The 24,850-nt window shown below is 54.5% G+C and carries 20 protein-coding genes; 9 read left to right on the top strand and 11 right to left on the bottom strand.

What is annotated here, in order from left to right; all coding sequences use genetic code 11:
• The first annotated feature begins 534 nt into the window (after positions 1-534).
• On the top strand, positions 535-1,818 hold the full coding sequence (locus EC840_RS10300) for a citrate synthase (protein WP_112289179.1): 1,284 nt from the start codon (positions 535-537) through the stop codon (positions 1,816-1,818).
• A gap of 419 nt (positions 1,819-2,237) precedes the next feature.
• On the top strand, positions 2,238-5,246 hold the full coding sequence (locus tag EC840_RS10295; protein ID WP_243701050.1) for an autotransporter outer membrane beta-barrel domain-containing protein: 3,009 nt from the start codon (positions 2,238-2,240) through the stop codon (positions 5,244-5,246).
• Between the two features lie 46 nt (positions 5,247-5,292).
• On the opposite strand, the gene nei is transcribed toward EC840_RS10295, so the two are convergent.
• The 5 genes from nei to pxpB are packed head-to-tail and all read right to left on the bottom strand — an operon-like array spanning position 5,293 to position 9,068.
• Positions 5,293-6,087 (bottom strand): endonuclease VIII, encoded by a 795-nt coding sequence (gene nei / locus EC840_RS10290; protein ID WP_129638384.1) that lies wholly within the window; start codon positions 6,085-6,087, stop codon positions 5,293-5,295.
• Positions 6,087-6,737, bottom strand: coding sequence for a pyroglutamyl-peptidase I (gene pcp / locus EC840_RS10285; RefSeq protein WP_132965175.1), 651 nt, complete (start codon positions 6,735-6,737; stop codon positions 6,087-6,089). Before pcp ends, nei begins: the two co-directional genes overlap by 1 nt.
• Positions 6,738-6,752: 15 nt before the next feature.
• Entirely contained in the window at positions 6,753-7,490 is a 738-nt protein-coding gene (gene pxpA / locus EC840_RS10280; protein ID WP_113876032.1) for a 5-oxoprolinase subunit PxpA, read from the bottom strand.
• Complete coding sequence (gene pxpC / locus EC840_RS10275) at positions 7,480-8,409, bottom strand: 5-oxoprolinase subunit PxpC (protein WP_113876033.1); 930 nt, start codon at positions 8,407-8,409, stop codon at positions 7,480-7,482. Before pxpC ends, pxpA begins: the two co-directional genes overlap by 11 nt.
• A complete protein-coding gene (pxpB, locus tag EC840_RS10270; RefSeq protein ID WP_132965172.1) occupies positions 8,403-9,068 on the bottom strand; it encodes a 5-oxoprolinase subunit PxpB in 666 nt (221 codons plus the stop codon). The genes pxpC and pxpB overlap by 7 nt, the downstream gene beginning before the upstream one ends.
• A 225-nt stretch (positions 9,069-9,293) precedes the next feature.
• Between pxpB and EC840_RS10265 the strand changes: the two genes are divergently transcribed.
• Entirely contained in the window at positions 9,294-10,742 is a 1,449-nt protein-coding gene (locus EC840_RS10265; RefSeq protein WP_112289172.1) for an MFS transporter, read from the top strand.
• 117 nt (positions 10,743-10,859) lie between these two features.
• On the opposite strand, the gene EC840_RS10260 is transcribed toward EC840_RS10265, so the two are convergent.
• From EC840_RS10260 to EC840_RS10240, 5 genes are all read right to left on the bottom strand, one after another.
• Positions 10,860-11,603: a type 2 GTP cyclohydrolase I gene (locus tag EC840_RS10260; RefSeq protein WP_112289171.1), complete on the bottom strand. Its 744-nt coding sequence runs from the start codon at positions 11,601-11,603 to the stop codon at positions 10,860-10,862.
• 27 nt (positions 11,604-11,630) lie between these two features.
• Positions 11,631-12,614 carry an MBL fold metallo-hydrolase gene (locus EC840_RS10255; RefSeq protein WP_132965170.1) on the bottom strand — a complete coding sequence of 328 codons (984 nt, stop codon included), beginning with the start codon at positions 12,612-12,614 and terminating at the stop codon, positions 11,631-11,633.
• Positions 12,615-12,645: 31 nt separating this feature from the next.
• Positions 12,646-14,076: a deoxyribodipyrimidine photo-lyase gene (gene phrB / locus EC840_RS10250; RefSeq protein ID WP_132965168.1), complete on the bottom strand. Its 1,431-nt coding sequence runs from the start codon at positions 14,074-14,076 to the stop codon at positions 12,646-12,648.
• A gap of 10 nt (positions 14,077-14,086) precedes the next feature.
• Complete coding sequence (locus tag EC840_RS10245; protein ID WP_113876038.1) at positions 14,087-15,040, bottom strand: DUF523 and DUF1722 domain-containing protein; 954 nt, start codon at positions 15,038-15,040, stop codon at positions 14,087-14,089.
• A 287-nt stretch (positions 15,041-15,327) separates the two neighbouring features.
• On the bottom strand, positions 15,328-15,534 hold the full coding sequence (locus tag EC840_RS10240) for a YbfA family protein (protein WP_095921190.1): 207 nt from the start codon (positions 15,532-15,534) through the stop codon (positions 15,328-15,330).
• 409 nt (positions 15,535-15,943) lie between these two features.
• Between EC840_RS10240 and EC840_RS10235 the strand changes: the two genes are divergently transcribed.
• The 6 genes from EC840_RS10235 to kdpE all read left to right on the top strand — a co-directional run bounded on the left by EC840_RS10235 (position 15,944) and on the right by kdpE (position 23,977).
• Positions 15,944-16,033: a K(+)-transporting ATPase subunit F gene (locus EC840_RS10235; RefSeq protein WP_071823630.1), complete on the top strand. Its 90-nt coding sequence runs from the start codon at positions 15,944-15,946 to the stop codon at positions 16,031-16,033.
• Positions 16,034-17,722, top strand: a complete 1,689-nt coding sequence (kdpA, locus tag EC840_RS10230) for a potassium-transporting ATPase subunit KdpA (protein ID WP_132965166.1) — start codon at positions 16,034-16,036, stop codon at positions 17,720-17,722.
• A gap of 43 nt (positions 17,723-17,765) precedes the next feature.
• Positions 17,766-19,832, top strand: coding sequence for a potassium-transporting ATPase subunit KdpB (kdpB, locus tag EC840_RS10225; protein WP_113876040.1), 2,067 nt, complete (start codon positions 17,766-17,768; stop codon positions 19,830-19,832).
• Between the two features lie 33 nt (positions 19,833-19,865).
• Positions 19,866-20,444 carry a potassium-transporting ATPase subunit KdpC gene (gene kdpC / locus EC840_RS10220; RefSeq protein WP_181955573.1) on the top strand — a complete coding sequence of 193 codons (579 nt, stop codon included), beginning with the start codon at positions 19,866-19,868 and terminating at the stop codon, positions 20,442-20,444.
• A gap of 150 nt (positions 20,445-20,594) precedes the next feature.
• On the top strand, positions 20,595-23,291 hold the full coding sequence (kdpD, locus tag EC840_RS10215; RefSeq protein WP_132965164.1) for a two-component system sensor histidine kinase KdpD: 2,697 nt from the start codon (positions 20,595-20,597) through the stop codon (positions 23,289-23,291).
• The gene (gene kdpE / locus EC840_RS10210; protein WP_113876042.1) at positions 23,288-23,977 is read left to right on the top strand and encodes a two-component system response regulator KdpE; all 690 of its coding nucleotides are present in this window, start codon (positions 23,288-23,290) and stop codon (positions 23,975-23,977) included. Before kdpD ends, kdpE begins: the two co-directional genes overlap by 4 nt.
• On the opposite strand, the gene EC840_RS10205 is transcribed toward kdpE, so the two are convergent.
• Positions 23,967-24,692: a PadR family transcriptional regulator gene (locus tag EC840_RS10205; protein WP_132965162.1), complete on the bottom strand. Its 726-nt coding sequence runs from the start codon at positions 24,690-24,692 to the stop codon at positions 23,967-23,969. The two genes, kdpE and EC840_RS10205, sit on opposite strands and share 11 nt — an antisense overlap.
• Positions 24,693-24,850: the final 158 nt, after the last annotated feature.

The following is a 24,850-nucleotide window of genomic DNA, read 5'->3' as shown; positions in this document are numbered from 1 at the left end:
TCACATTCTTATTACAATTGCCCTACAAATGCTTTATTCACATTTCTCTGAAACAGTGAGTTAGCTCTCACTTTTCATAAAAGACACAAAATAAATTATCTGGTTTGACAATTGATCAACATTTCCATTACAAATGAGCTATCTCTATAGGACTGTGATACTGAGCACATACCGGCTTTCGCCTGATGCACCAATAGGGTGAAAGTTTCTGAAGAATCAGTGGATCACACAATCGCAAATACGGGTCTTCCCTGATGGCTCAAGTTATGCAAAAGTGGTGATTGTGTAAATCCTCATGCTTCTCACAGGTACTGAGTGACAGAACAGTAATGATTTACCGAATCTTTAACAACGATGAAACGCCGCTTGTTTGTCACAGAGCAGTCTGAGACTGCAATTCGACTCAGCTCTACGTTCCCTTTTTCATTCGATCGAAGAGCTAAGGCTGACAATAATAATGACCTTACAAGGCGTCGCTTCCAGGCATTTCTGTTGTTAGGGATTTTTAAAAATAAGGCGCTAAGGAGACTGTAAATGGCTGATAAGAAAGCGACACTTACCCTACAAGGTCACGACCCGATCGAACTAAACGTGCTATCCGGCACACTGGGCCAGGATGAAATTGATATCCGCCCGTTAGGCGCGAAAGGTTTTTTCACCTATGACCCCGGTTTTACGTCTACCGCATCTTGCGAATCTAAAATCACCTTTATCGACGGTGACGAAGGGATCCTGTTACATCGCGGCTTCCCGATTGATCAACTGGCGCAAGAATCTACTTTCCTGGAAGTGAGTTATCTGCTGCTCAACGGCGAAACCCCGACGCCAGAACAGTATGAAGAATTCAAAACCAATGTGACCCGTCACACGATGGTTCACGAGCAAATCACCCGCCTGTTCCACGGTTTCCGTCGTGACTCTCACCCGATGGCTGTGCTGTGTGGTGTGACCGGCGCACTGGCGGCGTTTTATCACGACTCGATTGACGTCGAAAATGAACGTCACCGTGAAATCGCCGCTTACCGCCTGCTGTCCAAAATGCCGACCGTGGCAGCCATGTGTTACAAATATTCCATCGGCCAGCCGTTTGTATATCCGCGCAACGACCTGTCGTATGCCGGTAACTTCCTGCACATGATGTTCTCCACGCCGTGCGAAGAATACAAAGTGAACCCGATTCTGGAACGCGCCATGGATCGTATTCTGATCCTGCACGCTGACCACGAACAAAACGCCTCCACGTCTACCGTGCGTACCGCCGGTTCTTCAGGCGCTAACCCGTTTGCCTGTATCGCTGCGGGCATCGCATCCCTGTGGGGACCGGCTCACGGTGGCGCCAACGAAGCTGCGCTGAAAATGCTGGAAGAGATCAGCAGCGTTGATCACATTCCGGAATTCGTTAAGCGTGCGAAAGACAAAAATGATTCCTTCCGCCTGATGGGCTTCGGTCACCGTGTTTACAAAAACTATGACCCGCGCGCTACCGTAATGCGTGAAACCTGTCATGAAGTGCTGAAAGAGCTGGATCTGAAAGACAACCTGCTGGAAGTGGCGATGGAACTTGAGCACATTGCGCTCAACGACCCGTACTTCATCGAGAAGAAACTGTACCCGAACGTCGATTTCTACTCCGGCATCATTCTGAAAGCGATGGGTATTCCGTCTTCCATGTTTACCGTTATCTTCGCGATGGCGCGTACTGTTGGCTGGATTGCTCACTGGAGCGAAATGCATCAGGAAGGCATTAAAATCGCCCGTCCTCGCCAGCTGTATACCGGCTACGATAAACGCGATTTCCATTCTCAGCTGAAGAAATAACTCACCTTCAATATATAAGGCCGATGAATAACTCATCGGCCTTTTTTTATTTATTAATTCACATGACAACTTAATTATATATTAAGATTTTTGAAAGCATATAAAAACCAATACCAATGTTTGACGATTACCCCTCTGTGATATACCATCCCCCGAAATTCACCCGGCTACAAAAGCCATAGTCACCATTAACACGATTCATTGCAATCCGGTAATTAAAAGAACGGGTAAATGAAACATGTAATATAAACATGCCATTATTAAACCAAGGACATTCTGACATGGAAGAATATCGGAACGGCTCACGATCGTTTAAAAGAACATTATTATCGAGTGCCATTTTTAGCCTTTTATTACCGTCATCGGTTGTACTTGCAACAACTACATTTTCTGGCGGGAATTCATCACCTTTTGACTATATGATCTCTTCAACTACAGCTGACGAGGAACATGCCTATGTCATCACTGACGCGAATACAATAGTGACCGTCGATGGTGAAATTACGCTTGGCGAGATGACGGCGCCTTACCAATCTGTAGTCTCCACGACCGGCAACGAAGCCTATGCTTTCAATATTATTAATGAAGGTAAACTGGTACTTAATTATGCTGACGTCAGCACAACTAATTCCGGAAAAACATTTAACATTACTACCGGTGCTTCGGCTGAAATTAATAACGCCGATATAAGTTCAGGCAAACAAGATAGCAGTGTTATTTATGTCTCCGATAAAGGATCGGCTTTAACAGGCAATGATATTCGTATCACCAGTGATGCAGCTCAGGCCCGGGGAATTAATATCCGCTCAGGTGCGTCAGCTGATCTGAGCAATATTGATATTACCTTAACCAATGGCCGAAACGCGATCACGGTATCGGACTCAACCGCGATCATTGAAAACCTCACCATTAGTCAAAAATCTGAAAGTACTCAATCAGCTGTTTATGTATCAGGTTCGAGCGACACCAAGAAAGCCACCGCTGAGATAATAAACGGCAACGTCGAAATGACCGGAACTGGCGATACTATGGTGAACACAAACATTTACAGCGATGTCACGCTCAATGGCGGGACATATACAGCGGTAGGTGATAATAACACCGGATTCTTTACAGCGAGTAAAGGCGCGAAGTTAACCGCCAGTGATCTGGCGCTCACCACCAATGGCATACATTCCAATGCGGTGGATGCCCGGGGGGAGACAGAATTAAATAACGTCAGCATCACGACTCTGGGTGATCAGTCCTATGGCCTTTATGTCGATTCCAATGAAGCGACAAACGCGGGATTGCCCCTCGCCACACTGACTGCCAAAGATATGAAGATCAACACCACAGGTTCCAACTCCGCTGCAGTCGTCGCTGCCCGCGCAGGGATTATGGATCTTGATGGCGCTGAGATCACAACTCAGGGAGCAAACAGTAATCTGCTGGTAGCAATGAATGATTCTACCCTGAGTGCCAACGCAGTTAAGGGGAATTCGACCGGTAATGGTGCTTCTGCTGTCCGTTCCTACGCCAACAGCCAGATGACCATCAGCAACAGCGAATTATCGGCCACCGGTGCATTAGCAAATGGCATCTATACGCAGGGTTTTGATGCAGACCATCAGGCCGTCGTAACGCTGGATAACAGCCTTGTTAGCAGCGCCACCAGCGAGGGAATACTGGCTGCAGGTGCCAATACCCGGATTAACGTGAACAACGGGTCAACCGTGCAAAGCGGAAACGGTATTCTGCTGAGAGCCAAAAGTTATACAGATACGGGCGTGACCGCGCAAAGTCAGGTGAACTTATCTGCAAGTAACTCGCACATGGAAGGCGAAATAATTGTCGATACCGGCAGTGTTGTGGATGTGTATCTTAACAGTGGCTCTGAATGGCAAGGCATTACCGCAAGTACCAACAGCGTCAACATCGACGATTCCAGCCTGTGGACGCTGACCGGTGATTCGACGATTTCGCAGATGAATTCCAGCGGCACCACACACTTCACTCACAGCGGTAGTGAATATTCTGAGCTGACCGTGAATGGCAATATGACCGGCGACGGTACATACCGTATCAATACTTATCTGGATGACAGTAATTCGCCGACAGATAAGATCCACGTAACGGGCGACATTACCGGTCAAAATACCCTGTTTGTCACCAGCACTGGCGGCAACGGTAATAATACGCTGGGTAACGGGATTGAAGTGGTTACCGTGGAGGGAACGAATACCCAGGGAACCGATGCTCTCACGCTGGGGAATTCTGTTTCTGCCGGCGCTTTCAACTACGGTCTGCGTAAAGGCGATATCACCACCGGTGAGGGCGAAAACTGGTATCTGAGCACGTGCGCCAGTTACGATTGTTCAACGCCTATCCCGGATCCAGATCCTATTCCGGACCCAACGCCAGATGATAATCCGGACGACAATCCTGATGCTAATCCTGATAACATCCCTGACGATATTCCAGACAACAATCCGGATGTGAACCCTACCCCGACACCATCCGACGACATTCAGCCATGGCGTGAGGAAGTGCCGGGATATATCGCGGCGCCGGTGCTGAATATGCAGTATGGCTTTGATGCCATCGGCACTTATCACCAGCGTACCGGCGGTGATGTGCTGCATAAAGACGGAGCCTGGGGTCGGATTGTCGGTACTCACACTGAAAATGATGCAGGTCGTTACAGCTATGACACCGATACCTGGTATGCGCAGTTGGGTATGGATCTGATGTGGGATAAAAACGAAGAAAACACCGAACGCAGTGCCGGTATTCTCGTGACACTCGGACGTCAGAATACTGATGCGGAAGACAGCCTTCGCAGCAATAATCCGTTGTATTCCGTACAAACCGGCAGTGTAGACAGCGACATCTACAGCTTTGGCGGTTATTACACGCTTAAAGCGCAAGATGGCGGATACATTGACGCGGTGGGCATGGGCAGCTGGTATAAAAACAGCTATGACAGCACGCATGATGCCGATCAGGACGGTTATGGCGTCGCGTTATCAGTAGAAGCTGGCAAGCCATTTACCCTGCATGAAAATCTGAAAATTGAACCACAGGCGCAGGTGATCTATCAGTATCTGAATCTGGATGATTTCAACGATGACATCAGCCATGTCTCCGGCGTATCAACCAGTAACGCGCAGGCACGCGGCGGTGTGCGCCTGTTCCTGGATAATCCAACCTGGACGCCTTATCTGACGCTGGATGCTGTCACTACTATCGGCGATGAACCTGATGTACAAATCGCGGATCAGCGATTGAAAGCAGAATTCAGCGACAGCTGGTGGCAGACAGGCGCAGGTCTGGCGGGCAAACTCAGTGAAAACACCACGATTTATACTGACGTCCGCTACCAGAAAGGCTTTGATTCAGATCTGGAAGGCTACAGCGGCAATCTGGGTATCAAAATGAATTTCTGATCCTAATTAGACAGAGCAAGGGCACTCCGGTGCCCTTTTTTATCACTCATACCTGACACACCGGACACCAGAAAAACGGTCGCGATGACACGCTGGTTTTCGCGATCGGATCACCGCAGCGCTCACAAGGCTGACCCGTGCGGCCAAACACCTTGAAGCGAAACAGCGCGCCGTGATGCACATTTTCATCCATCGTGCCGCGTGTGGCATAAGATAACCGCGCAACAGACAAACAGGCATCCGCCAGCGCATCCAGCTCCTCGTCGTTCAGTTCTTTCGGTTTATGATCTGGCAATAGTTTCGCCAGCCAGAGAATTTCCGCCCGCAGATAATTACCCAGCCCGGCCAGAAAAGCCTGATCCAGCAACATTCCGCCTAACTGCCGGTTGCAGAATTTAGGTGAGAGTAACCGCTCACGTACCTGTGCGACCGTCAACGTCTCATCCAGCACGTCGGGGCCGATACGTTGCAGGAACGGATGATTCTCGATTTCCGCCGTATCGTAAATACTGATCTCCGATGCGCTGTACAGCAGGATCGCCGCGTCGGTGGTCTGCAATTTTACCCGCAGCGAGCGTTTGGTTTCTTTCGCCACTTCACCGGCATTCACCACCCGCCAGACACCATAGAGCTGATTGTGGCTGTAGAGCGTCAGTCCGTTAGAAAAGTGCGTCAGCAGCGCTTTGCCACGCGTTTCAATCGAGGTGATTTTCGTTCCGCGCAGTGCAGACTGATAAGGTTTTAATGAGGGAAACGCAAACCACGCTTCCGTAAGCGGTTTATTGACCACCGCTTCTGCCAGTAAATCGGCAGCGCGGCGGATTTCAGGACCTTCTGGCATCAGTGAGTCGCACCCTCAGCAATTTTCAAATCTTGTTCCGTGTGCAGCGCGATAGCGATAGTCAGCTCAAGGGCGTTCAGGACAGTGTGTACTGACATACTCGGCGCGCCAGGATGCTTCGCCGCCTGTTCCGGCAGATAAGGAATATGGATAAAACCGCCCTTCACCACCTTGCATGACGGCTGAGCCAGACGGTGCATCAGCCCGTACATCACGTGATTACAGACATAGGTTCCGGCGGTTTGTGATACGCACGCCGGAATACCGGATTCGCGTAATCCGCTGACAATCGTTTTGATCGGCAGTGAGGAAAAATAGGCCGCAGGTCCGTCGGCGACAATGGTTTCGTCCACCGGCTGATTGCCTTCGTTATCAGGAATACGCGCATCGTCGACGTTGATCGCCACACGTTCGAGACTGAAATCGACGCGCCCGCCCGCCTGTCCGACGCAAATCACCATTTCCGGCAGGATTTCATCAATTGCCGCATTCAGCGCATCAATAGCTTTACCGAACACACAAGGCAACTGACGCACCACAATCTGCGCGCCGGATAACTCCAGATCGCCGAGCTGTTTGACCACTTCCCATGACGGATTCACACGCTCGCCGCCAAAAGGCTCAAAACCGGTTACCAGAACTTTACGCATTGAGATTCCCTAAGATCAGCCCGCGCTGATCTGAATGTTTTGCTCACCAAACGCTTCCCGCAACCGGCGGGCGAAAGTCAGTGCGTGCTCACCGTCGCCGTGAAGGCAGACAGTATCGGCGCTGACCGGCACCCAGAGTCCTTCGCGGCTGAGAACTTTGCCTTGTTGCACCATTGCCAGCGTCTGGTCCAGCGCCAGTTCGTCGCTTTCAATCATGGCATCCGGCTGACTGCGCGGCACCAGCGTGCCGTCACTTTGATACCGGCGGTCAGCAAACACTTCCTGACGCGTTTTCAGCCCAAGCCGCTCACCCGCGCGGATCAATTCACTGCCCGCCAGTCCGACCAGACGCAGCCCCGGGTTGATGGTATGCACCGCACGGGCAATCGCATCAGCCAGAATAGCGTCGGTCGCAGCCTGATTGTAAAGCATGCCGTGCGGCTTCACGTGAACCATTTCCCCGCCTTCCGCACGGGTGATGGCGGCCAGTGCACCGAGCTGATACACCACCTGTGCGTACACCGTTTCAGGAGGCAACCGCATCGCAGTACGGCCAAAGTTTTCCCGGTCGGGAAACGACGGATGCGCGCCAATCGCCACGCCGTATTTCAGCGCCCAGCGCACAGACTGACGCATGGTCTGCGCGTCACCGGCATGGAATCCGCAGGCAATATTGGCGGAACTGACCAGTTGCAACAGTGCCTCATCGTTGGCACAGCCTTCGCCTAAATCCGCGTTGAGATCAACGACCATGCAGCCCTCGTTTTACCTGCTCAATAAACAGCGATTGCTCACGCAGCGCTTTCTGCGCCTCTTCTGGCGTACATTTCACAAAGTGAACGGGTTCGCCAAGGCGGATTTGCGCCAGATTGTATAAATCGGCTTCGATGACACAGGCGATACGCGGATAACCGCCGGTAGTCTGGGCATCGGCCATCAGCACAATCGGTTGTCCGCCGTGCGGCACCTGTACCACGCCCGGTAACAGGCCGTGCGACAACATTTCGCGGTCAGTTTCGCGCTTCAGGACATGCCCGTGCAGACGATAGCCCATACGGTTACTTTGCGGACTAAGCTGCCACGAGGCACGCCAGAATTCTTCACGCGACTGCGCGCTGAATTCCTGATATTCCGGTCCCGGCAAGGCGCGGATACGGTTGCCGAACAGCAACTGTTTAATGCCGCCGGAATGCTTCGGCTGCTGGTATGAGTCGCCGGTGGGAAGCTGATCGCCATCCTGCAACTGACGCCCCTGAAAACCGCCAAACCTGGCTTTCAGATCCGTACTGCGCGACCCCATGACTTGCGGCACATCAATCCCGCCGGAAATCGCCAGATAACTGCGCATACCGCGCGTCGGCATTTTCATGGTCAGAATTTGCCCCGGCTTCACCGGATAGTTCCAGCCGGTCCAGAGATCTTTGCCATCGAGTTGCGCGTGGCAGCCCGCACCGGTCAGCGCAATCCAACCTTCGCGGTGGAGCTCTGCGCTGAACTGACCGAGCGTGATTTCCAGACCGGCGGCATTCTCATCATTCCCGACCAGCAGATTAGCAATCCGCAACGCCGGCGCATCCAGCGCACCGGACTGGCTGACGCCCTGCTGGCGATAACCGTTACGGCCTAAATCCTGCACGGTGGTCAACATCCCTGCGCGTAAAACCTTCAGCATACGCCCTCCTTTTGTGGCACGAAGCGCACGCTGTCACCCGGCAGGAGTAATGTCGGGATCTCGCGCAGCGGATCAAACATTGCCACCGACGTTTGCCCGATCAACTGCCAGCCGCCCGGCGTGGCCAGCGGATAAATACCCGTCTGGCTGCCGCCGATACCGACCGAGCCTGCGGGTACAGAAAGACGCGGTTCACCATGACGCGGTGTGCTCAGTTTCTCCGGCATGCCGCCCAGATAAGGGAAGCCGGGCTGGAAACCGAGGAAGTAGACGGTGTAATCAATGCCACTGTGGCATTCGACCACCTGACGCGGCGTCATGCCGGTATGCTGCGCCACATGCTCTAAATCCGGGCCCTGTGCGCCACCGTAAATCACCGGAATTTCAATCAGCCGTGATGCCGGCTCAATCGCTTCACTCTCTTCCCACCAGGTTTGCAGGCGTTCAATCGCATCCAGCGCCGAACTTTGTGCGTCGGTGAGTAACACCGTCAGATTATTCATACCGGGTATGACTTCGCGGACACCGGGATAGGTCGCCCGATCCTGTAAACGCTGAGCCAGTCCCCAGATACGCTGCTGGCTCGCCAGCGAAACCGGAGGTTCCAGTTCCAGCACTACTGCGCGTTCACCCAGCAGGTAACATCGTGCTCGTTGCACTCAGGCACTCCTCAAAGAAAGGTTGTGGATCATCAGGTTATTCACTAAATCAATAGTGTGAGATTTGTTATCAGTTATGCGTGAAATCGAGTGGTGATGTCAACTCATCTGCCCGTTTGCGCAGGACACTGAGGTTTCGCCCGCCGTCCGCAACTGGTACTCTCATAAAAGTTGCTGTTTTTTTAGCGTTTGGATAACGCCTTCGTTACACAATAGGGATGGCCTGTGAGAAAACCGTTAGCACTCTTCTTTCCGCTGTACACCACGACATTACTGATGCTGCTGGGCTCCGGCCTGCTGACTACCTACATTTCCCTGCGTTTGTCCGCTGTCCACGTCAGCGGCGCGATGATTGGGGCAATCATCGCGGCCAACTACATCGGGCTGGTGATCGGCGGTAAAGTCGGTCACATTCTGATCGCCCGCGTCGGGCATATTCGCGCTTACGTTTCCTGTTCCGGCATCATTACCGCCGCCGTGTTGGGTCATGGCCTGACCGACATTATCCCGATCTGGGTAGTGCTGCGCCTGATCATCGGCTTGTGCATGATGGTGCAATATATGGTGCTGGAAAGCTGGCTTAACGACCAGGCCGAAGCCAGTCAGCGCGGCGTGGTATTCGGCTTTTATATGGTGGCGTCTTATCTCGGGATGGCACTTGGTCAGGTGGTGCTGATGCTCAACAGCGATTTAGGCGTCAGTACGCTTATCGTTATCGCGCTGTGTTTCGCCCTGTGTCTGGTGCCGATTGCCCTGACGACGCGCACCAACGTCGGACATATGTCTCCGGCGCCGATGGAGCTGAAATTCTTTATCGGCGCGATCCCCAAAGTGCTGGCTATCACGTTGCTGATTGGCATGGTCGTCGGGTCGTTCTACGGGCTGGCACCTATTTACACCAGCCAGCAATCGCTGAGCACACAACAAACCGGTCTGTTTATGGCGCTGGCGATTTTCGCCGGATTACTGGCGCAGTTCCCGCTGAGCTGGCTTTCGGATCGGTATAACCGCAACATGCTGATGCGCATTAACGCGATTCTGCTGGCCGTGGCGGCATTGCCGCTGGCACTGCTCACGCATATCTCCTTCCCGCTGCTGCTTGGCATTGGTTTTATCGTCAGCCTGATGCAGTTCACGTTGTACCCGCTGGTCGTCGCGCTGGCCAATGACATGATCGAGCCGGAAAGGCGTGTTTCGCTGTCCGCCTGTCTGCTGATGGCGTTCGGCGTCGGTGCCTGTATCGGTCCGCTGGCGGTGGGCGCGTTGATCGAGCCACTGGGTGGCAATATTTTGTACGCATTTTTTGCTATTTGCGGCGGCGGCATTGTGGCGCTGAGCCGGACATCGAAAAAAGAAGAAGAGACGCAGATGGCGGTCGATGCACCGGTTCCGCACATCGCCATGCCGGACAGCCTCAGCAGTTCCCCGCTCTCTCCTGCACTGAATCCGGCGTTTGATGAGCAGATGATTCAGGACACCATGCCCGCGCCGGAAAATGTGGTTGAACCGCTGGTTGAGGAAAGCGAAGCCGCAGAGGTAGAAGAGGAAGAAGAGGAAAGCAAGTATCCACCGCAGGGCGCAGACCCCGAAGTGGATACCGGATTACAGCGGGCGTTTACCCTGCTGGAAGACAGCGTTTCTGAAGAGACAACTGATAAAACGATACATAAGTAAGGGGCGTAATCGTTGCAGGCAGTTTGGATTCGGCCAGCGCGCAGGGACAGGAGCGTACAATGAGTACGTGACTGTCACGAGCACTGCCCGGATTCAGAATGGCAAATAAGATAGCCCCTAGGCAGGGTTATCAATGTCGATAAACATGACGTCTAACCCATGTTCCGCTGCCAGCCATTCACCCAGCGCTTTCACGCCATAACGTTCTGTGGCGTGATGGCCGGCGGCGTAGAAATGCAGTCCCATTTCGCGGGCAATATGTATCGTCTGTTCGGACACTTCGCCGCTGATAAAGGCATCGACGCCATATTCCGCCGCTTTCTGAATGTAGCCCTGACCACCACCGGAACACCACGCCACACGGCGGATTTCAGCCGGTGCATTCTGTGAACTGTGAAGGACGTTGCGATCCAGCGTCACTTCGATGCGCTGGCGAAACTCTTCACCGGTCAGCGGTTTTTCCAGCTCGCCCCACGGCAACAGCACGGCAATTTCGCCCTGCACATTAATTCCGAACAGCTTTGCCAGTTGCGCGTTATTGCCCAGTTCAGGATGGCCGTCAAGCGGCAGATGATAGGCGTACATGTTGGTATCGGTCGCCAGCAACGTCTTGAGACGGTTGCGTTTCATGCCACGAATTTCAGCCGGTTCGTCTTTCCAGAAGTAACCGTGATGCACCAGCACCGCATCGGCTTCCACCGCAATCGCGGCATCCAGCAAATCTTGCGACGCCGTCACACCGGTCACCACGCGCTGTACTTCGCGACGGCCTTCAACCTGTAATCCGTTCGGCGCGTAATCTTTGTAGTTGCTGATGTCCAGTTTCTGATTAATCAGGCGTTCAAGCTGGAGATTATTCATGGCGTTTCTCGTTATTAAATGAATGGTCTATTTGACCTCTAATTTATCACCCTGCGCCATTCTGACAAACTTCACGCCAAATTTATTGCCTTTCTCCAGCTGTGCCATGATCTCTTTTTCAGGATCCGCACCCGCTTTCAGGCCCGGTTTGACGTGGCTGATGATCACCGTCATATCTTTCAGCGAACCCTCGCCCCCTGCGTATTGCTGCAAAATCCCCAGTTCTTTGAGCAACCAGTCCGGTGTCAGGTGCCCGAACAGTTTGCTGTCAGGCACACCATCAGGATAAGAGGTCTCGATGATGATGCCTTTCAGCCGTTTGGCTTTCACCTCATCACCCAGCACGCGCCAGACGGTATCCAGGTTCTTCGATTTTTCGACTTCATCCGGGCCGGTATCGCCGAAGAAGGCAAACGACTCGTTATTGCGGCTCACCAGAATCATGCTCGATGGTGTGCCGCCATGGCTGAGCGGATAAATATTGCCGTCCAGACCGGTCAGCCCGAGGGAGAAACGTTGTGCCGGACGCTGCTGATTCAGGCGATAAGTGCCGATGCGCAAACCGCTGCCGGAATCGGTGAAGTTAGGCCAGACGCGGCCATTGAAATAATGCTGACGCAGCGTACCGATGGTATCCGCCGTGCCGTAAATCGGTTTTTTGCTGTCTTCCGGCGAGCTGATAATCAACCCTGCAAGATGGTCGAGATGACTGTGACTGATAAAGTATCCGCCAATCAGATTGCGGAAAACCGCGCCCTGCGGGGTCAGTGGCGCAGCATTTTCAGCGGTCACCTGCGGAAAACTGCCCTTATCCAGCGCCTTGCGGATGCCCGGCAAAACAGAACCGGCATCCAGCCCGAGATAGAGTTTTTGATCATCACTTCTGATCAGGTACGAGGTGAGATTGCCTTCTTCGACGCCGCCGTTCACGCCCAGCGCCACCACATCAAATCCTGCGGTGGCCTGTCCCGCCCAGCATGCCAGCATCAGCGCCAGCAGGTGCTTTTTCATCACATCGCTCCTTGTCGTGGTGAGAGTAAGGTCAGTCAGACCGGTTTTTTGCCGCCTCAAACGCCGCGAGCGTGTCTTTTCTCGCCCGCGCATGATCAATAACCGGCAGCGGGTAGTCTAGCACGCGATGTTGTTTTTCCGCCCAGCGATGGGGTTGATGAATGTCTCTTTCTGGCACATCCGCCAGTTCAGGCACCCAGGCTTTGATAAAGCGTCCTGCTTTGTCAAAACGTTCCCCCTGCGTGGTCGGGTTGAAAATACGGAAATACGGTGCGGCGTCGGTGCCGGTAGAAGCGCCCCACTGCCAGCCGCCATTGTTGGCCGCCAGATCGCCGTCGAGCAGTTGCGACATGAAATAACGCTCGCCTTCGCGCCAGTTGATCAGCAAATCTTTCACCAGAAAACTGGCGACAATCATACGCAGGCGGTTATGCATCCAGCCTGTCGAATTCAGCTGACGCATTGCCGCATCCACAATCGGATAACCGGTTTTACCGTCTTTCCACGCCTGTAACTCTTCCGGTGCATGACGCCAGCGTACATTGTCGGTCCATTCCACAAACGGCTGATGCTTGCAAAGCTTCGGCCAGGCAACAATCAGATGACGGTAAAACTCACGCCACACCAGCTCATTCAGCCAGCCGAACGCGCCGCCGTCGGTTTTCTCCAGCACATCCGGGCATTCGGTGCGCAGACGGTTAAGACACTGACGCGGCGACAGCACACCAATCGCCAGATACGGCGACAGCGAACTGGTGCCGTCGACCGCCGGTAGATCGCGTTGTTCGAGATAATCCTGAACCTGTTCCCGGCAGAAACTGCGCAGCTGATGACGCGCAGCTTCTTCGCCAATCGCAAAGTCGTCACCAATATCCGCCAGCGGATAATCGAAGGGCATCAGCCGGTGCATCACCACTTTTCCGGCATTTTCCCGGGCTTGTGGCGCAGGCAGGGAACGGCTGTCGGACTCGGTCAGGCGGGATAAAAACGCGCGGCGAAAAGGCGTATACACCTTGTACATTTCATTATTGCCGGTCGTGACCGAACCCGGCGGCAGCAGCAGGCTGTCGTCAAACGCGTGGCAGATGACCGATTCACTGACCGCTTTTTCAACTGCTGCATCGCGCTGACGTTCATTGAATTCATACTGTTTGTTGTAAAACAGCGCATCCACTTTTTCGGCTTTACAGAAATCCTTCAGCCAGTCCACGCTGTCAGCAAAATCATCACACTGATGGTAATGCAGTCCGATACCGCGCTCAGCCAGTGAATGTTGCAGTGCCTGAAGATGCTGATAAATAAACATCGCCTGCCGTGGTGCCATCTGATGCTGTTTCCACTGTTCCGGCGTGGCGATAAAAAGGGCAATCACTCGCGCCTGCGGGTCTTCACAGGCAGCATGCAACGCGCGGTTATCGGTTATCCGCAGATCATTACGGAACCAGACTAAATGCGTGGTCATAACACTCCTTTTAATGTCCGTATCGAAGTTTTAGTGCTTCCGGGTAAGGCTCGAAATAACGCTGGTCAGCCAGATAAGCGTCCGGATATTCCGACATGTAATGCTTGAGCAACGTGATTGGCGCCAGCAGCGGCTGCATGCCCTGACGGTAACGGTCGATCAGCCCGGCCAGTTCCTGACGTTGCGGCGAACTCAGCTGTTTACGGAAATATCCCTGCACGTGCATCAGCACGTTGGTGTGATTACGACGCGTGGCCTTATGACTCAGCAGATTCATTAACCGCAGGCGATATTCTTTAAAGTATTCTTCAAGGGAATCCCATTCGGCCATTGCGGCAACAAAGCGCCCCAGCTCGCGGTATTCCGGCTGCGAGTGGGCCAGCAGAATGAGTTTATAACGGCTGTGGAAAGCCATCAGTTTGCCGCGCGTCAGACCGCTTTCCCGCAGCTGATTCAGTTCAAACAGCGTAAAAATGCGCTCGACAAAATTCTCACGTAACACCGGATCATTGAGACGCCCGTCCTCTTCTACCGGCAGCCAGGGATGCTGTTTCATCAGCTCGGCGGTATAAATTCCGACGCCGGATTTTTTGGCATCTTTACCGTTGGCGCTGTACACCCGCACCCGCTCCATTCCGCAGCTGGGAGATTTTGCACAAACGATATAGCCGCAAAGGTGATCGAGCGGTGCAACGCGTTTTTCCGCGTAGGCCTGCATCTTCTCAGTGATATCGGTCGTGTCATCGTTGCTGAAACGCATGATCACGCCGTCATCGTGTTTAATCAGACGCAGTGCGGCACGAGGTGCCGGCAAGCCGATGGCCATTTCCGGACAGATCGACTCAAAGCGCACATAAGGCGATAACTGCTCGACGGCAAACGCCAGGCGTTTATGACCGCCATCAAAACGCACGTTGTCGCCCAACAGACATGCACTGATGCCCACTGGAATTGTTTTCGCCATGGTCAGCTCCCGGTATTGAGAAAAAAGAGGGGTGCCTTAACTTCATCACCTGCATGTATAACCTTAGCACAAGTTATACATAAAAATAATGTTGTACAGGTTTATCGACAAGCAATAAAAAACCCCGCAGGGAAACGGGGTTTCTTAAACTTCTCAGGTTAGTCCCGAGTCATTGGCGTTGCAGCAAGACGGCGAATGAGCAAATCCCGATGAGCTGACTGAGGTCAGTGATTCGGGTGAGCGAATGTAGCCAACGCAGCTGCGGCGTCAAGGACGACGGGAATAAATCAGTAAAAATCTTGTGTCGCCATCTCAGCATGACTCAGCCACACCGGCTTATCGCTGGTTTTCATCCAGACGCGGTGTAAATAGCTGTAAAAACGGGCGCGGTCAGCGCGGAACAGCATGACCGGCAGGGCCAGAACACCGGCTGCGATAACAAAAGCGCGGCGGGCCAGTATGCGGGTCATTGTATATGGCGTGTATTCATTCATCGCGTTGCTCCTGTGAAATTTGGAAAGTTTTCGGAAACTGTAAGTTGCGAAAAATATACTGCAATTGATGAAATTTTACTACTCATCTGACCACTTAAAAGTGTAAATATTCGCCAATTTCGCCCTGGCGCTGTAATTTAGTTACAGAATGGTTAAATAAATACGCAATTAAAGTTAATCACTAATTCCTAAGTCATTGGAGTCACAGCAAGGCACCCAGCGAAAGAATCCCGATGAGCTGACTCAGGTCAGTGATTCGGGTTATTGAGCGCAGGTAACGCCGCTGTGGTTTCCAGGACGAAGGAATTTTTATACTTTTTTTACACTGCGGTTATGTTTCTTTTCAGGATCTTTTCCCGCCTTTCCTTATTCTCGCCACAACATAAAAACACACCTGTGGAGGTGGATTGTGAGTGTTGGCGTAATCTGCGGCGCATTACTGGTTCTTCTGCTGCTCGGCTATCTGGTTTATGCCCTGCTGAATGCGGAGGATTTTTAAATGGCCGCAACCGGATTCTTACTGATTGCCAGTTTTATGCTGGTGCTTTTGCTGCTGGCAAAACCACTGGGTAACTTTATTGCTCAACTGATCGAAGGACAGCCCGGCGCATTTATTCAGCGCATAGAAAACGGTGTTTTACGCACGTCTGGCAGCAGCCATGCTGAAATGAACTGGTGGCAGTACGCGCTGGCGATCATGGTATTCAACATTCTGGGCATTATTGTGCTGACGGCGATGCTGATGGCACAGGGCGCGTTGCCGATGAATCCGCAGCACTATGGCGGACTGTCATGGGATCTGGCCTTTAACACCGCGGTGAGTTTCGTCACCAACACTAACTGGCAGGCTTACAGCGGCGAAAGTACGCTGAGCTATCTCAGTCAGATGGTCGGACTGACCGTGCAAAACTTCCTCTCTGCTGCCACCGGTATCGCCGTAGCGTTCGCTCTGATCCGCGCTTTTGCGCGTCCTTCAGCGCAGACCATCGGTAATGCCTGGATAGATTTATGGCGCATCACGCTGTATCTGCTTCTGCCGGTATCTTTCCTGCTGGCGCTGTTTTTCGTCAGTCAGGGCGTACTGCAAAACTTCGAAGCGTATCAGCACATCACTACGCTGGAAGGCCTGCAACAGACGTTGCCGATGGGGCCGGTGGCTTCTCAGGAAGCGATCAAAATGCTCGGCACCAACGGCGGTGGCTTCTTTGGCGCTAACTCCGCGCATCCATTTGAGAACCCGACGGCGCTGACCAACATGGTGCAGATGCTGGCAATTTTCATTATCCCTTGTGCGCTGTGCTTCGCGTTTGGCCGGGTGGTCGGCGACAACCGTCAGGGACACGCGCTGGTCTGGGCGATGTCGGTGATTTTCGTCGTCTCTGTGGTGGTGGTGATGTACGCCGAACTCAAGGGCAATCCGCACTTCACGATGCTCGGCGCTGACAGCAACTTCAATATGGAAGGGAAGGAAAGCCGCTTCGGCATTCTGGCTTCCAGCCTGTATGCGGTGGTCACCACGGCGGCATCGTGCGGTGCGGTCAACGCCATGCACGATTCCTTCACCGCGCTCGGCGGCATGGTACCGATGTGGCTGATGCAGATCGGTGAAGTGGTGTTCGGCGGCGTGGGTTCCGGCCTGTACGGCATGCTGTTGTTCGTGCTGCTGACGGTGTTTATCGCCGGGCTGATGATAGGCCGCACACCGGAATATCTCGGTAAGAAAATCGACGTTTACGACATGAAGATGACCGCACTGGCGATCCTGGTTACACCGACGCTGGTGCTGCTTGGCACTGCGCTGGCACTGGTCACCGACGCAGGTCGCGCTGGGATTTTAAACCCCGGCGCACATGGTTTCAGTGAAGTGCTGTACGCGGTGTCCTCCGCCGCCAACAACAACGGCAGCGCATTTGCCGGGCTGAGTGTGAACACACCGTTCTACAACCTGTTGCTGGCCGCGTGCATGTTCTTTGGCCGCTTCGGGGTGATCATTCCGGTGCTGGCGATTGCCGGTTCACTGGTGGCGAAAAAGCGCCAGCAGGCAGGCAACGGCACCCTGCCGACGTCCGGCCCGCTGTTTATCGGCCTGCTGGTCGGCACCGTGTTGTTAGTCGGCGCGCTGACCTTTATTCCGGCACTGGCGCTGGGACCGGTCGCGGAACATTTGCAGGTCTGGTCAGCACAGTAATGCTGCGTAACTCGTTGAACTGATGAATATAGAGACTAAAAAGATGAGTCGTAAACAACGTGCGTTATTTGAACCCCGCCTGATCCGCACTGCCCTGCTGGATTCGGTGAAAAAGCTGGATCCCCGCGTTCAGTGGCGCAATCCGGTGATGTTCGTGGTGTATCTGGGCAGCATCCTGACCACCCTTATCTGGCTGGCGATCTTGCTGCACCGTACCGACGGCAGCGCGGCTTTTACCGGCAGCGTGTCGCTGTGGCTATGGTTCACCGTGCTGTTTGCCAACTTCGCCGAAGCGCTGGCGGAAGGCCGCAGCAAGGCGCAGGCGCAGAGCCTGAAAGGCGTGCAGAAAACCAGCTGGGCGAAAAAAATCTACGAACCGCGCCCTGAATCGCCGGTGATCAAAGTCGCTGCCGATACGTTGCGCAAAGGCGATTACGTGCTGATCGAAGCGGGCGATACCGTGCCGTGCGACGGCGAAGTGCTGATCGGCGGTGCATCTGTGGATGAAAGCGCGATTACCGGTGAGTCCGCGCCAGTGATCCGCGAATCCGGCGGTGATTTCTCCTCGGTTACCGGCGGGACGCGCGTGTTGTCCGACTGGCTGGTTGTGGAGTGTTCGGCCAACCCCGGCGATACCTTCCTCGACCGCATGATTGCGATGGTCGAAGGCGCGAAACGCCGCAAGACCCCGAACGAAGTGGCGCTGACCATTTTGCTGGTGGCGCTGACGCTGGTGTTCGTGCTGGCAACGGCCACGCTGTATCCGTTCTCACTGTTCAGCGTGGGCGCAAGCCACGCCGGTATTCCGGTGACTGTCACCGTGCTGGTCGCGCTGCTGGTGTGTCTGATCCCGACCACCATCGGCGGTTTGCTGTCGGCTATCGGCGTGGCGGGGATGAGCCGTATGCTGGAAGCCAACGTGATTGCCACCAGCGGTCGTGCGGTAGAAGCCGCTGGTGACGTGGATGTGCTGCTGCTGGATAAAACCGGCACCATCACGCTCGGTAACCGTCAGGCCTCGCAGTTCCTGCCCGCCCCTCAGGTGACGGAACAGGAACTGGCCGATGCCGCGCAGTTATCGTCTCTGGCGGATGAAACACCGGAAGGCCGCAGTATCGTAGTGCTGGCGAAGCAGCGCTTTAACCTGCGCGAACGCGATATTCATTCACTGAATGCGACCTTCGTGCCCTTCTCCGCGCAAACCCGCATGAGCGGCGTAAACGTCGGCGAGCGCAGCATCCGTAAAGGTGCGGTGGATGCGATCCGTCGTCATGTGGAATCCAACGGCGGCACCTTCCCGAAAGCCGTCGATGGTCTGGTGGAAAACGTAGCGCGCAAAGGCGGCACGCCACTGGTGGTGGCCGAAGGCGCGAAAGTGCTGGGCGTGGTCGAACTGAAAGATATCGTCAAAGGCGGCATCAAGGAACGTTTCGCCGAACTGCGCAAAATGGGCATAAAAACGGTGATGATCACCGGGGATAACCGTCTGACAGCCGCTGCGATTGCCGCCGAAGCAGGTGTGGATGATTTTCTGGCGGAAGCCACGCCGGAAGCCAAACTGGCGTTGATCCGTCAGTATCAGTCGGAAGGCCGTTTAGTGGCGATGACCGGCGACGGTACCAACGACGCCCCGGCTCTGGCGCAGGCAGATGTCGCGGTGGCGATGAACTCCGGTACACAGGCGGCGAAAGAAGCGGGGAACATGGTCGATCTCGATTCCAACCCGACCAAGCTGATTGAAGTGGTGCATATCGGTAAACAGATGCTGATGACGCGCGGCTCACTGACCACCTTCAGTATCGCCAACGACGTGGCGAAGTATTTCGCCATTATTCCGGCGGCATTCGCGGCGACCTATCCGCAACTGAATGCGCTGAACGTCATGCACCTGACGTCGCCGTCTTCAGCCATCATGTCGGCGGTTATTTTCAACGCCCTGGTGATTGTGTTCCTGATCCCGCTGGCGCTGAAAGGCGTGAGCTATAAAGCCATGAGTGCCGCCGCCCTGCTGCGCCGTAACCTGTGGATTTATGGCGTCGGCGGACTGCTGGTGCCGTTTGCAGGTATCAAACTGATTGACGTGATCCTGACCGTTTTACATCTGAGCTGATTTTTGAGGAAGACCATTATGTCCGTTAAAAGAATGTCCTATGTCCGCCCGGCTCTGGTGATGACGGTTCTGCTGACGCTGGCGACCGGCGTCGTTTATCCGCTGCTGACCACCGGGGTTTCCGAGCTGGTGTTCCGTACTCAGGCCATGGGTTCGCTGGTAAAAGACAGCGGCAATAAAGTGATTGGCTCAGAACTGATCGGGCAGAATTTTACCCGTAATGATTATTTCTGGGGACGTCCTTCTGTCACCTCCGACTCGCCATATAACCCGATGGCGTCCGCTGGCAGCAATCTGGCGGCCAGTAATCCGGCGCTGGATCAGGCGGTGAAAGACCGTGTGGCTGCGCTGCGCAAGGCCAACCCGCAAAGTCCGGCGGCGGTGCCGGTGGATCTGGTCACCGCCAGTGGCAGTGGTTTAGACCCGCAGATTTCGGTCGCCGCCGCCCAATGGCAGGCACCGCGCATTGCTGCCGCGCGTGGTCTGCCACTGGCGCAAGTGAATAAATTGATTGATGATAATACATCATCGCCGCTGATTGGTTTCCTCGGCCCCGACGTGGTTAACGTGCTCGGGCTGAATCAGGCGCTGGATGAACTGAAAACCAATTAACCAATTAACCAATTAACCAATTAACCAACCAAAATAATTCGGGTTGCAGAAAGGCGACAAGTGAAGGAGTCCCGATGAGCTTACATAAGTAAGTGATTCGGGTGACTGAGTGAAGCCAACGCACCTGCAGCTCGAAGTATGAAGGGTGATATGACAGAAGAAAGACCCGATCCTGACAGCCTGCTGGCACTCGCCAATGAGAAGCCACGCGGGCAACTGAAAGTCTTTTTCGGCGCCTGTGCGGGCGTCGGGAAAACTTTTGCCATGTTGCAGGAAGCGCAGCGTCTGCGTGCCACCGGTCTCGACGTGCTGGTTGGCGTGGTGGAAACCCACGGAAGGGAGGAAACGCAGGCGCTGCTGCCGGGGCTTTCTCTGTTACCACCGAAACGCATAAACCACCGCGGTCGTCAGGTGCAGGAATTTGACCTCGATGCCGCGCTGGCCCGCCGCCCTGCCCTGATCCTGATGGACGAACTGGCGCACAGTAACGCCGCCGGTTCGCGCCATCCGAAGCGCTGGCAGGATGTCGAAGAGTTACTCGATGCCGGAATCGACGTGTTTACCACCGTCAACGTGCAGCATCTCGAAAGCCTGAACGATGTGGTCAGCGGCGTCACCGGCATTATTATTCGCGAAACCGTTCCCGACCGTCTGTTTGATGACGCCAGCGAAGTGGTGCTGGTGGATTTGCCGCCAGACTCCCTGCGCCAGCGCCTGAAAGAAGGCAAAGTTTATATTCCCGGTCAGGCCGAACGCGCCATCGAACACTTCTTTCGTAAAGGCAATCTGATTGCCCTGCGCGAGCTTTCCCTGCGCCGCACCGCCGATCGCGTTGACGATCAGATGCGCGAATATCGCGACGATCAGGGCGTTAATCGTGTCTGGCATACCCGCGACGCGCTGTTGCTGTGCATTGGTCACGGCGGCGGTAATGAAAAACTGGTGCGTGTTGCGTCGCGCATGGCCGCACGTCTCGGCTGCGTCTGGCACGCCGTGTATGTAGAAACGCCTCGTCTGCATCGTCTGCCGGAAGGCCAGCGACGCGCCATTTTGCATTCCCTGAAACTGGCGCAGGAGCTGGGCGCAGAAACCGCCACCCTCTCCGATCCGCAGGAAGAACAGGCGATTTTGCGCTACGCCCGCGAGCATCGTCTGGGCAAAATCGTGACCGGCCGCCGCCGCGAAAAACGCTGGAAGTTCAGTGCCAGTTTTGCCGATAAACTGGCAGATATCGCGCCGGATCTCGATCTCATCGTGGTCGGACTGGAAGATTCTCCGCCCAATCCGGCACGCAAAGAACAGGACTCACGCACATTCGCTGACCGCTTCAGCCGCCAGCTCTGGGGCTGCTCACTGGCAGTGGCGCTGTGTGCGGTGATCACCGTGATGTCGCAATGGCTGGTGCCGACCTTCGATCAGGCCAACCTGGTGATGGTGTATCTGCTCGGCGTGGTGATTGTCGCGCTGTTTTATGGCCGCTGGCCGTCGGTGCTGGCGGCAGTAATCAATGTCGTCAGCTTCGATCTGTTTTTCGTCCAGCCGCGCGGCTCGCTGGCGGTCACTGATGCACAGTATCTGGTGACGTTCGGCGTCATGCTGATTGTCGGTATTCTGATCGGGAATCTGACCGCCGGTGTGCGTTATCAGGCGCGCATCGCCCGTCACCGTGAAAAACGCGCGCAGCATCTGTATGAAATGTCCAAAGGGCTGAGCCAGTCGCTGACGCCGGAAGCCATTGCGCAAACCAGCCGCCACTTTATTTCGTCCAGCCTGAATGCCAAAACCGCCATTTTGCTGCCGCAGGAGAATGGCGAACTGGCACAACCTGCCGGTGAAACCACCTCGATTGTGGTGGATGACGCCATCGCCCGCTGGAGTTTCGATAAAAAACTGCCTGCCGGTGCGGGCACCGATACCCTGCCCGGCGTGCCGTATCAGCTTCTGCCGCTGATTGCTTCCGGGGAATCGCGCGGTCTGCTGGCGGTCGAACCGCCGAATATCCGTCAGCTACTGGTGCCGGAACAGCAACGTCTGCTACAAACTTTCACCGTGCTGATTGCTAATGCCCTGGAACGTCTGCATCTGGCCGCCAGCGCGGAAACAGCAAGACTGGAAACTGAACGCGAGCAACTGCGCAACTCACTGCTTTCAGCGCTTTCCCATGACCTGCGCACACCGCTGACGGTGCTTTTCGGGCAGGCGGAAATCCTGACGCTGGATCTGGCGTCGGAAGGTTCGAAGCACGCCCCGCAGGCCAGCCAGATCCGCCAGCAGGTACTGAGCACCACACGGCTGGTGAATAATCTGCTGGATATGGCGCGCATTCAGTCCGGCGGATTTAATCTGCGCAAAGAGTGGCAGTCAGTGGAAGAAATCACCGGCAGCGCGCTGCGGATGCTTGAACCGGTGCTGGCTCACGACCACATCGAGATAGATTTGCCGAAGGAAATGGTGCTGGTGAACTGCGACGCCAGCCTGATTGAACGGGTGCTGATCAATCTCCTGGAAAACGCCCATAAATATGCCGGAATTGGCGCGACGATTGGCATAAAAGCCACACCACTGGATGAGTGGCTGGAGATCGAAGTCTGGGATAACGGTCCGGGAATTCCGGCCGGTGCCGAACACGCTATTTTCGAAAAATTCGCCAGGGGAAATAAAGAGTCAGCTATTCCCGGCGTGGGGTTGGGATTAGCGATTTGCCGTGCCATTATTGAGGTGCACGACGGACGTATTTGGGCGGAGAATGGCCCTGACGGCGGCGCGCGTTTTCGTTTCAGGCTGCCGCTGGAAGCCCTGCCTGAGATGGAAGCGGATATGGACACTGACATCGACGAGGCAACGTGAGCGCATCCCCGGTAAATATTTTAATTGTTGAAGACGAAAAAGAGATCCGCCGCTTTGTGCGCACGGCGCTCGAGGCGGAAGGCTTACGGGTATTTGAAAGTGAGACGCTGCAACGCGGGCTGATTGAGGCCGGCACGCGTAAACCGGATCTGATTATTCTCGATCTCGGTTTACCGGACGGTGACGGCCTGACTTATATCCGCGATTTACGCCACTGGAGCGCGATCCCGATTATTGTGTTGTCAGCACGCACGAGCGAAGAAGACAAAATTGCTGCGCTGGATGCCGGTGCTGATGATTTTCTGACCAAGCCGTTTGGCGTTGGTGAACTGCTGGCGAGGGTTCGCGTTGCGTTGCGCCGCCATGCGGGCAGCTCACAGGAAAGCCCGCTGGTCACGTTTGCGGATGTGACGGTAGATTTGATCAACCGCCGCGTACAGCGAAACGGGGAAGACTGTCATCTGACGCCGATTGAGTTTCGCCTGCTGGCCGAACTGCTGGCAAACAGCGGCAAAGTGATTACTCAGCGTCAGTTACTGAGCCACGTGTGGGGCCCGAATTACGTCGAACACAGCCATTATCTGCGCATCTACATGGGGCATTTGCGCCAGAAACTGGAGGCCGACGCCACCCGGCCGCGTCATTTACTGACTGAAACCGGCGTGGGCTATCGTTTTATGCCTTAGGTTCGTCAGTTTCCGGTTTGGCTTCGCCAAATTCAGCTTCCAGACTTTCCGCAGCCTGCTGCAAAATGGCACTCACCCGCACCACCTGCTCCGGCGTTAAATCCGAACGCATCATGTTGCCGCGCAGCGCGTGACGCAGGCGGTGCATCGATTCATGAATACCTTCTGCCAGATTGTTTTCGCGCGGACGCTGAGCGCCAGCCAGACGGGCAAAAATCACATCCACCGCCGCCTGATGCTGCGCCAGTTCGACTTTTCCGGCTTCAGTTATCTGATAGCTTTTACGACCATTACCGGTGGCGACAGGCTCGAGAAAATCCTGCTCCTCCAGCAGCGTCAGCGTCGGGTAAATGACGCCCGGGCTTGGCACATACAGACCGGAAGACGCTTCTTCGATGGCTTTGATCAACTCATAACCGTGGCTCGGTTTCTTCGCCACCAGCGCCAGCAGCACGCGGCGCAAATCACCGTGTTCAAACAGACGATGCACACCGCGCTCGCCACGGCCACCGCGACGGCCTTCGCCACGTCCGCGACGTTCGCGCCCTTCTTCACCACGTTCTTCACCACGATGGCGGCCATCCCGGCGCAACATGTGACGCTCGCTGTGATCGCTGCGATCGCTGCGATCTGATTCATGACGGCAATGACCACGATGCCCTTCTTCCCGGCAACCGTGACCGCGGTGGCGGCCTTCAAACATTTTGCTAAACATAGTTTACGTCCTATTTAGATATATCGAATCATTTCGATATATCTAAACTAGATCGATTTTCAGAAACTGGCAAGCCGAAAAGCGCATTTAGATATATCTTTTTCGTCTCTGAACTGACGGCAAGAAAAGCGCAAAAAAAAAGCGCTGAATAATCAGCG

It is taken from the genome of Rahnella sp. JUb53 (genome assembly GCF_004346065.1).
Taxonomy (GTDB): Bacteria; Pseudomonadota; Gammaproteobacteria; order Enterobacterales; family Enterobacteriaceae; genus Rahnella; species Rahnella variigena.
Note: the sequence above shows the minus strand (reverse complement) of the source record. Positions and strands in the feature narration are given on the sequence as shown.

Bases quoted from the DNA above. Each gene is read 5' to 3' on its own strand.
- phrB (WP_132965168.1), bottom strand. From the start codon at position 14,076: ATGACCACGCATTTAGTCTGGTTCCGTAATGATCTGCGGATAACCGAT.
- kdpA (WP_132965166.1), top strand. From the start codon at position 16,034: ATGGCCGCAACCGGATTCTTACTGATTGCCAGTTTTATGCTGGTGCTT.
- EC840_RS10245 (WP_113876038.1), bottom strand. From the start codon at position 15,040: ATGGCGAAAACAATTCCAGTGGGCATCAGTGCATGTCTGTTGGGCGAC.
- kdpC (WP_181955573.1), top strand. From the start codon at position 19,866: ATGTCCTATGTCCGCCCGGCTCTGGTGATGACGGTTCTGCTGACGCTG.
- EC840_RS10255 (WP_132965170.1), bottom strand. From the start codon at position 12,614: ATGAAAAAGCACCTGCTGGCGCTGATGCTGGCATGCTGGGCGGGACAG.
- kdpD (WP_132965164.1), top strand. From the start codon at position 20,595: ATGACAGAAGAAAGACCCGATCCTGACAGCCTGCTGGCACTCGCCAAT.
- EC840_RS10300 (WP_112289179.1), top strand. From the start codon at position 535: ATGGCTGATAAGAAAGCGACACTTACCCTACAAGGTCACGACCCGATC.
- kdpB (WP_113876040.1), top strand. From the start codon at position 17,766: ATGAGTCGTAAACAACGTGCGTTATTTGAACCCCGCCTGATCCGCACT.
- EC840_RS10295 (WP_243701050.1), top strand. From the start codon at position 2,238: ATGATCTCTTCAACTACAGCTGACGAGGAACATGCCTATGTCATCACT.
- pxpA (WP_113876032.1), bottom strand. From the start codon at position 7,490: ATGGTCGTTGATCTCAACGCGGATTTAGGCGAAGGCTGTGCCAACGAT.
- EC840_RS10205 (WP_132965162.1), bottom strand. From the start codon at position 24,692: ATGTTTAGCAAAATGTTTGAAGGCCGCCACCGCGGTCACGGTTGCCGG.
- pxpC (WP_113876033.1), bottom strand. From the start codon at position 8,409: ATGCTGAAGGTTTTACGCGCAGGGATGTTGACCACCGTGCAGGATTTA.
- EC840_RS10240 (WP_095921190.1), bottom strand. From the start codon at position 15,534: ATGAATGAATACACGCCATATACAATGACCCGCATACTGGCCCGCCGC.
- pcp (WP_132965175.1), bottom strand. From the start codon at position 6,737: ATGCGTAAAGTTCTGGTAACCGGTTTTGAGCCTTTTGGCGGCGAGCGT.
- nei (WP_129638384.1), bottom strand. From the start codon at position 6,087: ATGCCAGAAGGTCCTGAAATCCGCCGCGCTGCCGATTTACTGGCAGAA.
- EC840_RS10260 (WP_112289171.1), bottom strand. From the start codon at position 11,603: ATGAATAATCTCCAGCTTGAACGCCTGATTAATCAGAAACTGGACATC.